Source organism: Peptacetobacter sp. AB800 (assembly GCF_047807365.1).
GTDB lineage: Bacteria > Bacillota > Clostridia > Peptostreptococcales > Peptostreptococcaceae > Peptacetobacter.
In genome coordinates this window covers 1-302 of record NZ_JBLOUI010000114.1, presented here as the reverse complement: position 1 = coordinate 302, position 302 = coordinate 1, and the positions used below count along the sequence as shown (strand labels likewise).

The 302-nt window shown below is 29.5% G+C and carries 1 rRNA gene; it reads left to right on the top strand.

Annotated elements, in window-relative coordinates:
• A 5S ribosomal RNA gene (rrf, locus tag ACK2WN_RS12385) occupies positions 1 to 96 on the top strand; the annotation flags it as partial.
• Positions 97 to 302: the final 206 nt, after the last annotated feature.

The following is a 302-nucleotide window of genomic DNA, read 5'->3' as shown; positions in this document are numbered from 1 at the left end:
GATACACCTGTTCCCATTCCGAACACAGAAGTTAAGCTCTCTATCGCTGATGGTACTTGGGGCGAAGGCCCCTGGGAGAGTAGGACGTAGCCACGTAATCTTTTTTTATTTTTTGAAAAAGTAGAATGAAAAATTATACTTGAAATATTTGATAAAAGTGTTATATTTATTTTTAGAAAATATATAAATAAAGGTTTTGTTAACTTGATATGAAAAAAATACTCTCGAAACAAAAAATAAATCGATGGGTTAAACTTGATTTCAAAAATTTTAAAAAATTGCACAACAAATAAACCTAACAA